The 13,370-nt window shown below is 36.9% G+C and carries 11 protein-coding genes, 1 tRNA gene and 1 riboswitch; of the genes, 4 read left to right on the top strand and 8 right to left on the bottom strand.

Annotation, left to right across the window (positions count from 1 at the left end):
- The first annotated feature begins 67 nt into the window (after window positions 1-67).
- Window positions 68-177: riboswitch (TPP riboswitch) on the top strand.
- A gap of 193 nt (window positions 178-370) precedes the next feature.
- Window positions 371-1,678: a phosphomethylpyrimidine synthase ThiC gene (gene thiC / locus C7390_RS05105; protein WP_055174054.1), complete on the top strand. Its 1,308-nt coding sequence runs from the start codon at window positions 371-373 to the stop codon at window positions 1,676-1,678.
- Between the two features lie 57 nt (window positions 1,679-1,735).
- On the opposite strand, the gene nrdD is transcribed toward thiC, so the two are convergent.
- A complete protein-coding gene (gene nrdD, locus C7390_RS05100; RefSeq protein WP_055174053.1) occupies window positions 1,736-3,919 on the bottom strand; it encodes an anaerobic ribonucleoside-triphosphate reductase in 2,184 nt (727 codons plus the stop codon).
- Between the two features lie 303 nt (window positions 3,920-4,222).
- Complete coding sequence (locus tag C7390_RS05095; RefSeq protein ID WP_116443731.1) at window positions 4,223-6,061, bottom strand: GGDEF domain-containing protein; 1,839 nt, start codon at window positions 6,059-6,061, stop codon at window positions 4,223-4,225.
- A gap of 218 nt (window positions 6,062-6,279) precedes the next feature.
- On the opposite strand from C7390_RS05095, the gene C7390_RS13635 reads away from it, so the two are divergent.
- The gene (locus C7390_RS13635; RefSeq protein ID WP_022502541.1) at window positions 6,280-6,441 is read left to right on the top strand and encodes a hypothetical protein; all 162 of its coding nucleotides are present in this window, start codon (window positions 6,280-6,282) and stop codon (window positions 6,439-6,441) included.
- A gap of 224 nt (window positions 6,442-6,665) precedes the next feature.
- Here C7390_RS13635 and C7390_RS05090 read toward each other — a convergent pair whose 3' ends face one another.
- From C7390_RS05090 to C7390_RS05065, 6 genes are read right to left on the bottom strand one after another with little or no spacing between them, the layout of a single operon-like run.
- A complete protein-coding gene (locus C7390_RS05090) occupies window positions 6,666-7,607 on the bottom strand; it encodes a magnesium transporter CorA family protein (RefSeq protein WP_022502540.1) in 942 nt (313 codons plus the stop codon).
- Window positions 7,591-8,763 carry a 4Fe-4S dicluster domain-containing protein gene (locus C7390_RS05085; RefSeq protein WP_116443730.1) on the bottom strand — a complete coding sequence of 391 codons (1,173 nt, stop codon included), beginning with the start codon at window positions 8,761-8,763 and terminating at the stop codon, window positions 7,591-7,593. Before C7390_RS05085 ends, C7390_RS05090 begins: the two co-directional genes overlap by 17 nt.
- A 14-nt stretch (window positions 8,764-8,777) precedes the next feature.
- Entirely contained in the window at window positions 8,778-8,948 is a 171-nt protein-coding gene (locus C7390_RS05080) for a FeoB-associated Cys-rich membrane protein (RefSeq protein WP_022502538.1), read from the bottom strand.
- Window positions 8,949-8,985: 37 nt separating this feature from the next.
- Entirely contained in the window at window positions 8,986-10,083 is a 1,098-nt protein-coding gene (locus C7390_RS05075) for a DUF2974 domain-containing protein (RefSeq protein WP_116443729.1), read from the bottom strand.
- Between the two features lie 31 nt (window positions 10,084-10,114).
- On the bottom strand, window positions 10,115-10,345 hold the full coding sequence (locus C7390_RS05070) for a hypothetical protein (protein WP_022502536.1): 231 nt from the start codon (window positions 10,343-10,345) through the stop codon (window positions 10,115-10,117).
- A gap of 14 nt (window positions 10,346-10,359) precedes the next feature.
- The gene (locus C7390_RS05065; RefSeq protein WP_116443728.1) at window positions 10,360-11,676 is read right to left on the bottom strand and encodes an MATE family efflux transporter; all 1,317 of its coding nucleotides are present in this window, start codon (window positions 11,674-11,676) and stop codon (window positions 10,360-10,362) included.
- Window positions 11,677-12,059: 383 nt separating this feature from the next.
- Between C7390_RS05065 and C7390_RS05060 the strand changes: the two genes are divergently transcribed.
- Together C7390_RS05060 and C7390_RS05055 are read left to right on the top strand one after the other, a co-directional pair.
- The gene (locus tag C7390_RS05060) at window positions 12,060-12,938 is read left to right on the top strand and encodes a DegV family protein (protein ID WP_022502534.1); all 879 of its coding nucleotides are present in this window, start codon (window positions 12,060-12,062) and stop codon (window positions 12,936-12,938) included.
- 112 nt (window positions 12,939-13,050) lie between these two features.
- Window positions 13,051-13,122 (top strand) — tRNA-Gly (locus C7390_RS05055).
- The last annotated feature ends 248 nt before the right edge of the window (window positions 13,123-13,370 follow it).

Here is a 13,370-nt window from a genome sequence, read left to right as displayed (position 1 = left end):
ACCTGCCCGATAAAAGTCTTTACATAAGATTGACTTTTATCGGGCAGATGTTATACTATCAATCATAAGATATTAACTGGGGAGCAGAAGGCTTTTGCCTGGCTGAGAGGGAATCCGGTTCCGACCCATATACCTGATGTGGATAATGCCACCGTAGGAAGATTATTATTCTCTAGTCATTTTAATCAAATATATGATGTTAAATTAAATGCAGATATTATAATTTTATGTTACGTTCTATTTTTTAATCTGTATAAATATTCATCTTCCTAATTCTTCCAGTCAGTTCCCTAATTAATACATTACACGAAAGCACCAATACTTATTATGAATTTTTATTTTGTATTATGTGTGGAAATGGAGGATACTTATGGAATACACAACACAGATGGATGCCGCCAGAAAAGGCATTATCACTAAAGAAATGGAATGTGTTGCAGCTAAAGAACACATGGATATTAATGAACTTGTAAAACTCGTAGCCTGTGGACAGGTTATTATACCAGCTAACAAAAATCACAAATGCCTTGACCCTAACGGAATAGGCTCTATGCTTCGTACTAAAATTAATGTCAATCTTGGTACTTCAAGAGACTGTGTTGACCTTGATATGGAACTTGATAAGGTAAATAATGCAGTAAAAATGGGTGCTGAGGCCATAATGGATTTAAGTTCATTTGGGGACACACAGAAGTTCAGAAGAAAGCTCACTACTGAATGTCCAGCAATCATCGGTACTGTTCCAATATATGATGCCGTTGTATATTATCACAAGGCTCTTAAGGAAATTACTGCTAAGGAATGGCTTGATATTGTAAGAATGCACGCTGAAGATGGTGTCGACTTTATGACTATCCATTGTGGAATTAACAAAGCTACAGCTAAGAAATTCAGAGCCGACAAACGTCTTATGAACATTGTATCAAGAGGCGGTTCAATCATCTATGCGTGGATGGAAATGACAGGCAATGAAAATCCATTTTTTGAATACTATGACGAAGTACTTGATATATGCCGTGAATATGACGTTACTATGAGTCTTGGTGATGCCTGCAGGCCTGGCTGTATTATGGATGCCTCTGATATATCACAGATTGAGGAGCTTGTTACTCTAGGTGAACTTACAAGACGTGCGTGGGAAAAGGACGTTCAGGTTATGATTGAAGGACCTGGACATATGCCAATCAACCAGATTCAGGCTAATATGGAAATCCAAAAAACCATATGCAAGGGTGCTCCTTTCTATGTACTTGGACCTCTTGTTACAGATATTGCACCTGGCTATGACCATATAACTTCTGCTATCGGTGGTGCTATCGCTGCTACATATGGTGCTTCTTTCCTCTGCTATGTAACTCCTGCTGAACATCTTCGTCTTCCTGACTTAAATGATGTTAAAGAAGGAATTATTGCAGCAAGAATTGCAGCTCACGCTGCTGATATTGCAAAAGGTGTTCCCGGTGCAATCGACTGGGATTTAAAGATGGATAAAGCAAGACGTGTACTTGACTGGGATGCACAATTTGATGCTGCCATAGACCCAGAAAAAGCAAGACGCTACAGACAGGAAGCCAAGCCAGAAAAAGAAGATACCTGCTCTATGTGCGGTAATTTCTGTGCCGTTAAGAATATGAATAAAATTATGGACGGTGAAATCGTTAGTATATTTGATGAATAATACACCAAAAAGCCAGCCGGATATTATTCCGGCTGGCTTTTAATATACTGTTAAATATTAAAGATGAAGCACTCTTTCCTTAATCTCCTGTGTACGTCCCTGATTCCAGAACTGTGTTCCAATATAACCGCATGTTCTTCTTGCAACATTCATCTTATCCTGATTACGGTTGCCACAATTAGGACATTCCCATATAAGCTTTCCATCATCATCAGTTATAATCTGTATCTGTCCTGTATAGCCGCATACCTGACAATAATCGCTCTTTGTATTAAGCTCTGCATACATAATATTGTCATATATAAACTGCATAACAGAAAGAACTGCTGGTATATTGTCATTCATATCCGGAACTTCTACATAACTTATTGCACCACCTGGTGAAAGCTCCTGGAACTGAGCCTCGAACTTCAGCTTGTCAAATGCGTTGATATTCTCTGTTACATGAACATGGTAACTATTAGTTATATAATTCTTATCCGTAACACCTTTTATCTTGCCAAATCTTTTCTGAAGATTCTTAGCAAACTTATAAGTTGTTGATTCAAGCGGTGTTCCGTAAAGACTGAAATCTATATTAGTCTCCTTGGCCCAGCGGTTGCAGGTATCTCTTAAATATGTCATAAGCTTTAATGCAAATTCTGTACCATTAGGATCCGTATGTGTAACACCCTTCATATAGTAAGTACATTCACACAGACCAGCATACCCTAAAGAAATAGTAGAATATCCGCCGTAAAGAAGCTTATCAATGGTTTCGCCCTTCTTAAGTCTTGCAAGTGCACCATTCTGCCAGAGAATTGGTGCAACATCTGATGGAGTACCTTTTAATCTATAATGTCTGCACATAAGTGCTCTCTTACAAAGCTCAAGTCTTTCATCAAGGATTTTCCAGAATTTATCCATATCCTTACCTGATGAACATGCTACATCTACAAGATTAAGTGTAACTACACCCTGATTAAAACGTCCATAATATTTAGGCTTATTATCATTCTCTGGGTCATTATAAGGTGTCAGGAAAGAACGACAGCCCATACAAGGGAAGCAATGTCCTTCTCCAAACTTATCAACCTTAAGCTTCTTCATAATCTTTTCTGATATATAATCTGGAACCATTCTCTTAGCTGTACATTTAGCGGCAAGCTGTGTAAGGTTCCAATACTTTGAATCTTCTCTTATATTATCTTCCTCTAGCACATATATAAGCTTAGGAAACGCTGGTGTAATCCATACACCCTTTTCGTTCTTAACACCCTGTATTCTCTGCTTAAGAACTTCCTCTATTACAAGGGCAAGGTCTTCTCTTGTCTGTCCTTCCGGAACCTCATCAAGATACATAAATACAGTAACAAATGGAGCCTGTCCATTAGTTGTCATAAGTGTTATGACCTGATACTGAATCATCTGTACACCACGTTTAATTTCATCTCTTACTCTTAATTCTGCGACTTCCTTAATCTTATCTTCTCCTGCATCAATTCCAGTTGCCTTGAATTCCTCTGCAACCTGCTTAATGAACTTTTCCCTGCTTATCTGCACAAATGGAGCAAGGTGTGCTAATGAAATGCTCTGTCCGCCATACTGTGAGCTGGCAATCTGTGCAATAGCCTGTGTAGCTATATTACAGGCTGTAGAAAAGCTGTGTGGCTTCTCAATCATTGTTTCACTTATAACCGTTCCGTTCTGGAGCATATCTTCAAGGTTTACAAGACAGCAGTTGTGCATATGCTGTGCGAAATAATCTGCATCATGAAAATGTATAAGTCCCTGCTCGTGTGCATCTACAATATCTGCTGGAAGAAGAAATCTTTTAGTAATATCCTTGCTGACCTCTCCTGCCATATAATCTCTCTGTACACTATTAACAGTAGGATTCTTATTGGAATTCTCCTGCTTTACTTCCTCATTATTGCACTCTAAAAGACTTAATATCTGCTCATCTGTTGAGTTAGACTTTCTTACAAGAGCTCTCTTATATCTGTATGTAATATACTTTCTGGCTACTGCAAATGCCCTCATATTCATAATCTGGTTCTCAACAAGATCCTGAATTTCTTCAACATTAAGTGATCTGTTCATCTCCTGGCAGATGCTCTCGACATTATCAGATATTGTTTCAATCTGCTCATCAGAAAGTCTTTCGCTATGTACAACCTCCTTATTTGCCTTTGCAACTGCTGCCATTATTTTACTAATATCAAATGTAACTTCTGATCCACTACGTTTGATTATCTTCATAATTAGTAAACCCTCCCTTTTTACCTGACAATAAATTTCTATTCACATTTAGTATACAAATAAAATTACGCGTAATATTTATTAATAATAAAATATATCATATTGGGGCTTTATCTACCCTAATCGTATATAATGCGCTACACAAGAGTTCTCTTGTATAGCGCAGTTTAAATTTTACATCACATATATCTTCAAGTCAATACAAACACAATATGTTGTGGATTTAATACAATATAAATACAATATACTGCAATATATAAAATTCCCCTAATTACTTATGCCAATAGTAATTAGGGGCTGTTTTTAATCAGTAATATTCATTGCTGCAACATAATTCTGCTCTTCATCACTTATTATCGTATACAATAAAGTTGATGTTATCACAGCACACTCTATCTCATATTCTGCCCACTGTGAAGCTTCTTTGGTCTTATCTATTGTAAGAACACCTTTTATATCATCCCTGCCACCAATAAAACACTGAATTGTTGAACATATATGCCGCTTTTTCATCTCCTCAACGAATTCAGGAGCTACATCCAGATTTCTATTGACAAAATCGGCTGATATATAATTCTTATCTCCCATAAGCTTATTAAAGCCATCTGTATTAACATATGGCAGATACTCTGCATCCTCAAGCTGCTGTCCAAATGTCAAATACCTCTTTAAAGCCTTACCTTTATAAATGCTTATGCTGTCCACCTTGTAAGTCTGAATCATATGTTCAAACATATTGCTTACAGCACCCTTTCTGTCTGTGTTAAACTGTAACATAATGTCTGTAAGATATCTTAATTCGCGCATCTCCCTGCCGTCATTAAATATCTTATCCTTCTGGTTAAGAGAATTCTCATAAGACTCTTTATGTATCTCATCCCTGAAAAATACATACCTGTCCCTGCCCTTTTCCTTTGCTACATAAAGACAGAAATCAGCCTTTTTAAACAATTCTTCATATTCGTGTCCATTATTAGGACTGAATGCAACACCTATTGATGTCGTGACCTGAAAATTTTCATAATCATTCTTGAATTCCCACTTAACCTGTGTTCGTATAGCTCTTAATATTCCTCTTAATGAATAATCGTCATTAATTCCATTTAAGACGATCATAAATTCATCTCCGCCTATACGTCCGACAACACCATCTTCACCAACAACCTCTTTAAGCTTCTTGGCTACTCTTGTAAGTACTTTATCTCCATAGAGATGTCCATATCTGTCATTAACCTGCTTGAAATAATCAACATCAAGTATAACTATGCTTACCCTGTTAATCTTCTCTTTCTTAACAAGCTTCTGTGCATACTCTGTTATAGTCTTCTTATTATACACCTTGGTAAGCGAATCCATAGTAAGTTCATCGGCAATCTCAACAATATTACCCATACTGTTAGTTCCGTCAGCAAGAATAATCCTTCCAATAACCATATTCTCACCTGTATACTTAGTATATACAGCTCCTACGAACTTAACCTTTTCCATAGCTTTGCCAAATGTTCTCATATTAGTTGTAAGCTTGACACTGAACTCTGATGTATACAGCTTTATATACCTTATCAGATTATTCAGTTCAACAACGTCCTCTTCAAGAATTCTGCCATCAAGCATATATGCTTCCCATTCATCAATAGGCATTCTAGTTATTACTTCTCTTGAAATGCCTTCATATCTTACAATCTTAATATCCCCAGTCTTCTCAGAATACGCAAATACATACTCGCCTGTGAGTCCCATAACTACTCTTTCCATTGCGATATCGTCACATATCCTGCGATTAGTCTCTACAACACTATCTATATCGATCATCTCTATATCAATATTACGCAGAGCATCATTATTCTCAAATGACAAAAGCTTAATAAGATTCTGTCTGTACTCCCCCTTATAGTCCCTGAATAAAAAGCATTTACCCACAGGACTTCCATCAAACGAATCAATAAGCTCTATTAACTTTTCTTTATCATCTGGATGTACGAACTCCGTAAGACAGCCATATGACGTATTTCCAAAATAGTCATTAAAGGCACGGTTCGTTACATTAGTAAGATAAAATCTGTCTATGACCGCAAGCCGGCGGTCCAGTCTATGTGCTGTCACATAGTCATCCCCGATTCCAACATTCTGTTGTGAATACATATCTAAACCTTCTCCTTAATTCAATTGTCGAAATAACCCTGCGATTATTATAATTTATAATGCACAAATATGCAACAATTTTATTTGTTTTTTGGTACTTTAGTACCAATGGCAAATCTTGTATTTTATTTTAAATATGTATGTGATACAATACAACATATTGTTAATTTGTTTTAACAATTATATATTATTAATTTAATATGTGGAGGTTTTTTATTATGGAGCGTGTGAAATTCAGCAGAGTAGAGGTGTATCACGGAGACAGTCCTAAGAAGTTTCCGGTATATGAGATTTATCTTGACGGGGTCATTGTAACAAAAGTATCATCTAAGACAGAAGCTGAGGAGATGGTGTCACGCTGGCAGGAAGTTTACAAGTAAGCATATAAGTATAATAACAAATATTACTAGCAATTATAAAGCTGTGGACAAGCATTATCTTTAAAAGATTATTTTTAAGCAAAGATTACTCTTGGATAAAGACTACTTCGGGATAAAGACTACTTTTAAAGATAATTACTGTTCCACAGCTTTTATTAAACAAATTATATAATTTTGCCATTGTATATTATATTTTTTATATATAATAAATCTTCTTAAACACCTTAAAGCATTTTCTTCTTCTTAAGGAACCACAATACAAACACACATATAATAAATATTATTACAACAATTATATAAAATCCATACCTGGTTGCTGATAAAGGCATCCACTCACCGGCAACATTCATTCCATATATTCCCGATATTATTGTAGGTATAGCCATAACTATAGTGATTGATGTAAGAATTTTCATTACATTATTAAGCCTGTTATTAATAACCGATGACAACAGCTCTCTTGTACCATCTATAATATCCCTGTATATAGACGTCATCTCGATAGCCTGCTGGTATTCGACTGTTACATCTTCAAGCAGTTCCATATCCTCCGGATACTGTTCAAGTCTTTTGTATCGTCTCAATCTTTCAAGCACAATGCTGTTCGCCCTTAAAGATGTAGCAAAGTATACAAGCGTCGATTCTAATTCGTGAAGCTCGATAATATCTGTATCGTGTGTATCATCGCCAACTCTTTCTTCTATCTCAGTTCTTTTCTTATCAATCCCACGTAAGTAAGCCTGATAAAGCATAGCCGAGCGGAACATCATTTCATATATAAAACGCATTTTCTTCTTAGTACTGAACTCTTTTAACTTATTGCGCACAAAATAGTTAAGCACGGGTGTATCTTCCCTGCATATCGTTATTATTGCATCATTCTTTAATATGATACCTAATGGTATTGTTGTATACATCTTTTTCTCGTGTCGTACCTCAGGTGTTGGTATATCCACAAGAATAAGTGTATAACCGTCTTCAAGACTTATTCGTGAACTTTCTTCCTCATCAAGTGCTGTCGCAAGGTCAGCTAAGTCTATCTCAAAATAGCCTGATACAAGGGATAATTCACTGCTTGTCGGGTCAATCATATTAACCCAGCAGCCTTCTTCTATATTATCAAGCTTTTGCAGTACCTTATTATCTGTCTTATAGATTTCTACCATAATCCACCTTCTTTCTGGTCTTTACGAAAATGTTTCTCTCATCTTTAACCATACTTCTGTAACCTGACGGACACTGCGTTACACACTGTCCACAGCCTATGCACCTGTCTATATCATATACAAGCTCTGCGCGCTCTTTATCATACCACGTTGCATTGGTCGGACAGAAACAGGCGCACCTGTTACAGCCTGTACATTTCGCGTTATCAACTATCTGTGGTCTGTAAAATGCCTTAATCATAAGCTGCGATAAAGCACCCTCCCTGAAGCTTCCATATAAGAAACAGCAGTCTATACAACAGTTGCACAGCACAATCTCTTCATTACCTGAGTATGTGCCATAGTGATATAATGTATGTATACAGCCTTTTTTCTCAAGCGTATCTATAAGCTTTCTGGATTCATCTATGGAAATGTGTCTTGCAACGCCAGCTTTTTCAAGCTGTACAGCCATTCTTCCAACCGCCATACACGACTCAATCGGCATATCATAGTCACATTTTCCATTCTCAAGCATCTTTTTGGTGCGGCAGAAACAGTTCATAACAGCAATATGTTCTTTATTCCTGTTAAGAATATCCATAACCTCACCCTCTGTATACACAGCCTGCACAGCATCTACATTTTTATTAATCTTAATAATTCTCTTTTTAGCACTCAGATTATTGGCAGGGTCAGGTATAAGCGTTGACATTCTTCCCTGCTCTCTTTGCATATTGCGCTCATTGACACGGTTCATATACATTCTTACAGGTGCTATATTAAGCTTTATAAGAAGTTCCTCAAATTCTGCAAACTTAATAAGAAGCCGTCTTCTCTTATCATTAAGCGGTCCAGAGGCATACAGCTCAACCCAGCCCGGAAATATCGGCGTTATATCATAGACACCTTCCTGCCTGCTCTCCCATATTCCGCCTTTGTCCCTTATGCTTGTAAATACTTTCTCAAATGCCTCACCGTCAAGCTGCCACAATTCTTTAAGCTCATCCCTGCTGTAATATCCGTCCTTCATAAGAAGCATATAATCTATATCCTGCTCACTGAATACTATCTCAAAACACTCAATAATACATTTTACAAGCGGTACAGATAATTTAGACTTGCTATTCATTAGCTTTCCAAGTTCGACAGCCTTTTTCCTGAATTCATTAGTCATATTTATTCTCTTTCTTACTTCTTATCTTTAGAACCAGTTGAACAATGGGCACTGCACGAAGAACAATTGCCGCTACAGGTATCTCCAAGTCCGCTCTCTTTGTGCTTAGATGAAACCCACAGGAACAATACAACTACAACAAATAGTACAACTGCACCAAGTATAATATTAATAATTCCTGACATATCTAATCTCCATTTCTTCTATAATATTTCTATAATATCATTTCTCAAATCTTGCCTTGCTTATCTTATCAGTAAGCGACAAAAGCATATTCTTAATAAGTGTTCTGCTGTCCTTATCAAGTCCGGCATACTGACGTATAACCTCCCTTGTGCTTCTTAATCTGTCTGCTGACACATCTGACAAATTCTTAGCACCGCTGGCATATAAAAGTCCGAATAAAGTTTCAACGAACTCCTCCCTGCGTTCATTATCAACGCTGTTAATCCAGCTGCTTAATGCCTTATTAAGCCTTCTGCTCTGTGCACTTAATTTCTTAGCCTTTACAAGAAAAGCACCAAGCACCTGCCACGACATTGCATCATGCTGCATAAGCCCGCTCTGTGAACTCTTAACAATAATATAATCCTCATCGTGTTCAAGTAACATTCCTACTATCGAATTCTCTGGGACTATGCTTTTGATAAGCGGTAACATCGCCTGATATTTCGCACTTTTTATCATATTCACATCAAATCCAGGGCCATCATTATTGTATACACAATCTATCTTTTTTCTTACTCTCTCACTGCATTTTACAGCCGAATATATAGCAAGATTGCCACCCTTGGAATGTCCGCCTATATAAAGCCTTCCTCTTATGTACTGGCATGTACTATTAATATACTCTACCGCCGCCTCCTGTGACGGAACAGGCATAATAAAGCTCATATTAAAATCCTCTTTCCAGCCGACAAGTGTATCATCTGTACCCCTGAATACAACATAAGCATGCTTAGGGCTTATTCTTATGTGAAATGCCCCGAACTGCTTTTCCAAGGTTTCATCTACTGTATCTACATAATTAGATAAAATCAGATTTCCAAATCTTTTGGAAGCTGCCGCTTTTTTCATAAGAAATGGAGCTTCACTAATAAATGATTTATCCTGCTTTAGTTCATTTTCTGTATACATATCAAAAAACATCTGCGATGCTTCTTTTAATGTAATGCTTCTCTTCTCCTCAGGTGATGGTATAATATCCCTGAAATTAACGTATGCAAGCTGTGCAAGAATAACATTATCAACCTCATTAAAAGGTGACTGTTCAAATGTTATATCCCCACGCCAGTCAAGATAATCCATTATATTTCCCATATATACACCCCCAGCAAATGCTTAATAAACCTTATTTGGATAAAGTCTTAAGTTCATTAACAATATCTATATCAGACTGCATAACCTTCATATTAGAAGTTACCGGCTGTTCTCCTGGCTTTGTCACAGTTATCTCTATAACTGTTCCCTCCTGAATTCCACCATTGAGGCAGTAATTAATAAATGACACAAACTTTGGATGGTTTGCGGCAAATTTATTCTTTAAGTTCATTATTTTCATAATTGATGCTGGATTAACCATATCATATCCTCCGACTATATATTATTATGATTTCGCATTCTGTTATTCTTTAGTATAAGAAATACTACGCATACAACTGCCGTTATTAATTCTGTTGCTGGAAAACTGCTCCATACTCCTGTCATTCCAAACAGCTTTGAAAGGCTGATTGACATAATAAGCATAAGCACAATTCCTCTTAATAATGATACCACAAATGATTCTTTAGCACACTCCACTGCACTAAAATATCCGGCAGATACTATATTAAATCCTGCAAATAAAAATCCTGCAAAATATATTATCATTCCGCTATGTGCATATACAGCAAGTGTCTCAACACCCTCACTGTTAAACAGTGCAACAAGCTGGTCTGTAAATCTAAATACAATTATATATATTACTGCAAAAAGTGCAACCGCTGTAGCAGCACTCATTCTGTACAGCCTTTCAGCATCTTTTCTGTCACCCCTGCCGTAACATTCACTAATAAGCGGCTGTGTTCCCTGGGCAATACCATTAAATATAGCTGTTCCAATATAAGCATAATTAGCAACAACTCCATATGCTGCAATACCGATATTTCCTGTGATTGACAGTAACAGCATATTAAATACAGTTGTAGTAACCGCCGATGCTATCTCACCAATAAATGCGGCTGTTCCAAGCATACACGACTCCCAGAGCATTTTTAAAGACGGAAAGTGCCATTTAAACACAACCGTATTATTCTTACCAAGAAAATGTGTCAGGCACACCAATATACTGCATACAGGTGAAGCTGCAGTAGCCATCGCAGCACCTAACAGCCCAAGCTTCATTGGAAACATAAATATATAATCAAACACTATATTAAAAAGACTTCCACAAAGTGTCGCAATCATCGCCCTTGAGGGATCATTATCATTTCTTACATATGCACTTACAATGTAATTACACATAAAAAATGGAGTAAACATAAGAAATGTCCTTGTATAGCAGGTTCCAAGTGCCGTAATTGTATCATCTGCACCCATAAGCCTTAAAAGCCTATCTGGTGCAAACAGGCCCACAAGTATAAATACTATGCTTAACAGGCACGCACACATTATTGCATTTGAAAAATAATCATCTGCCCTCTCATCATTCTTGGCTCTTAATATCTTAAATCTTATCGCCGAACCAACACCTATCATTGAGCCAACAGCAAATATAACATTAAATACAGGAAGTACAAGATTAAGAACTGTAATTCCGTCTGCCCCTGCGAATTTAGATATAAAAAATGTGTCTGCAACAACATAACACGATATTCCAAGCATACCGAATATGTTCTGTGACACATATTTAGCAAATTTCTTCCTTATGTCCATTAATATTCCTCATCTTTCCGTAAGCATATACCATATCTTAACCAGAATATTCCAGTTATTTCAATACACTTATATGCCGCATAAACAACAATATTAATATACAGTAATTCAACCAGAAAATCAATTATAGTTTGACATACAAAGTAATATATTATATAATCCCGTTTGTTATATTTTGATTACAAAAATATTTGATACTATTATCATAATTTAATTGAAAATTGTATCTAAGCTGTATATTTACAGACCATATTGCAATACTATTTTCACGTTCAATTTTGGGGTTTTACACACTTCCTGTATTGCAATACTATTTTCAGGCTTGTGGCTTTGCGTACCAGCACCTGCCTGTCAGCAATGGTACGCAGAAATGAGGATTATTTATGAATTCAGCTTCTAAGATAACAATTATAACAGATTCAGCATCGGATATGCCAGGAAATTTACACAATCAGGTCACAGTTCTTCCTATGACTATATCATTTGGAGATGAACAATTCGAAGATGGTGTCACACTCTCAGCAGATGAGTTCTATATGAAACTCATCGAAAGCGACACTCTCCCTAAGACAAGCCAGGTAAGTCCTTTCGCATTTACCTCTGCCTATGAAACTGCACTCACCCATTCTGATGCCGTTATAGTGATAACTCTTTCTTCTAAATTATCGGGAACTTACCAGAGTGCCTGCATAGCCGCCGAGGATTATGAAAGCGAACACGCCGGCAGCCAGGGGAAAATATATATTATAGACAGCGAAAATGTAACTGTAGGCGAACAGATTCTAATTGAATATGCTTTAAAACTTATTAATGATGGATTGTCAGCCACAGCAATCGCTGATGAGTTAAACTCCGCCAAAAAACGCATACGTCTTGTAGCACTTCTTGATACTCTGGAATATCTTAAAAAAGGTGGCAGAATATCAAGCAGTGCCGCTTTCTTAGGAAATGTATTAAAAATAAAACCTGTAATCGCAATTGATAATGGTGAAGTTGCCATATTAGGTAAAGCCCGCGGCTCAAAGCAGGGCAACAACTTCTTAATTGAACAGGTCAACACCTACGGTGGAATTGATTATTCTATGCCTGTCCTTCTTGGCTACACCGGCTGTTCAACAGAACTTATCGACAAATACATTAAGGACAGCAGCTCTTTATGGGAAAATAAGATTCCTGTTCCGGCCAGAATAAAAGTAGGAGCTACAATCGGAACACATATTGGACCTGGTGGAATTACTGTCGCTTTCTTCTCAACAAAGTAATTATTTTAATTTTTTTGAAATTTTTTCAAAAAAGTGCTTGACACTTTTAACTTTTGCGTGTATTATATCACTTGTGTTCGCGAGAAACCAAACGAACAACACAATATAATATGCGCGAGTGGCTCAGTGGTGGAGCACCTCCTTGCCAAGGAGGGGGTCGCGGGTTCGATCCCCGTCTCGCGCTCTCTTAGATAACAAAAGGGGCTGTCGCTTTAACGATTGAAAATCGTTAAGGTACCAGCCTCTTTTTCCTATAAAAATACGATTTTTAAGTTACTATTTATTAAAATGAATGGGATGTGCCCCAAATTGGCGTACTTTAATAAACCTATACAGGTTTTAAAAATTTTTATTTTGATATTTCTAAATTCAGGCACTTTTTAAAGGAAATAAATATGTTCCTGTCTTCCCGTTCTGAATCTTATTATGAAG

Origin of the sequence: Bacteroides galacturonicus (assembly GCF_003096855.1) — a bacterium.
Classification (GTDB): Bacteria; Bacillota; Clostridia; order Lachnospirales; family Lachnospiraceae; genus Lachnospira; species Lachnospira rogosae.
The sequence above is the reverse complement of the archived record's forward strand: the minus strand, read 5'-3'. Positions and strand labels throughout refer to the sequence as shown.

Coding starts and splice junctions, on each gene's coding strand:
- C7390_RS05070 (WP_022502536.1), bottom strand. CDS start 10,345: ATGGTTAATCCAGCATCAATTATGAAAATAATGAACTTAAAGAATAAA.
- C7390_RS05090 (WP_022502540.1), bottom strand. CDS start 7,607: ATGGTAGAAATCTATAAGACAGATAATAAGGTACTGCAAAAGCTTGAT.
- C7390_RS05075 (WP_116443729.1), bottom strand. CDS start 10,083: ATGGGAAATATAATGGATTATCTTGACTGGCGTGGGGATATAACATTT.
- thiC (WP_055174054.1), top strand. CDS start 371: ATGGAATACACAACACAGATGGATGCCGCCAGAAAAGGCATTATCACT.
- C7390_RS05095 (WP_116443731.1), bottom strand. CDS start 6,061: ATGTATTCACAACAGAATGTTGGAATCGGGGATGACTATGTGACAGCA.
- C7390_RS05080 (WP_022502538.1), bottom strand. CDS start 8,948: ATGTCAGGAATTATTAATATTATACTTGGTGCAGTTGTACTATTTGTT.
- C7390_RS05065 (WP_116443728.1), bottom strand. CDS start 11,676: ATGGACATAAGGAAGAAATTTGCTAAATATGTGTCACAGAACATATTC.
- C7390_RS05085 (WP_116443730.1), bottom strand. CDS start 8,763: ATGACTAATGAATTCAGGAAAAAGGCTGTCGAACTTGGAAAGCTAATG.
- C7390_RS13635 (WP_022502541.1), top strand. CDS start 6,280: ATGGAGCGTGTGAAATTCAGCAGAGTAGAGGTGTATCACGGAGACAGT.
- nrdD (WP_055174053.1), bottom strand. CDS start 3,919: ATGAAGATAATCAAACGTAGTGGATCAGAAGTTACATTTGATATTAGT.
- C7390_RS05060 (WP_022502534.1), top strand. CDS start 12,060: ATGAATTCAGCTTCTAAGATAACAATTATAACAGATTCAGCATCGGAT.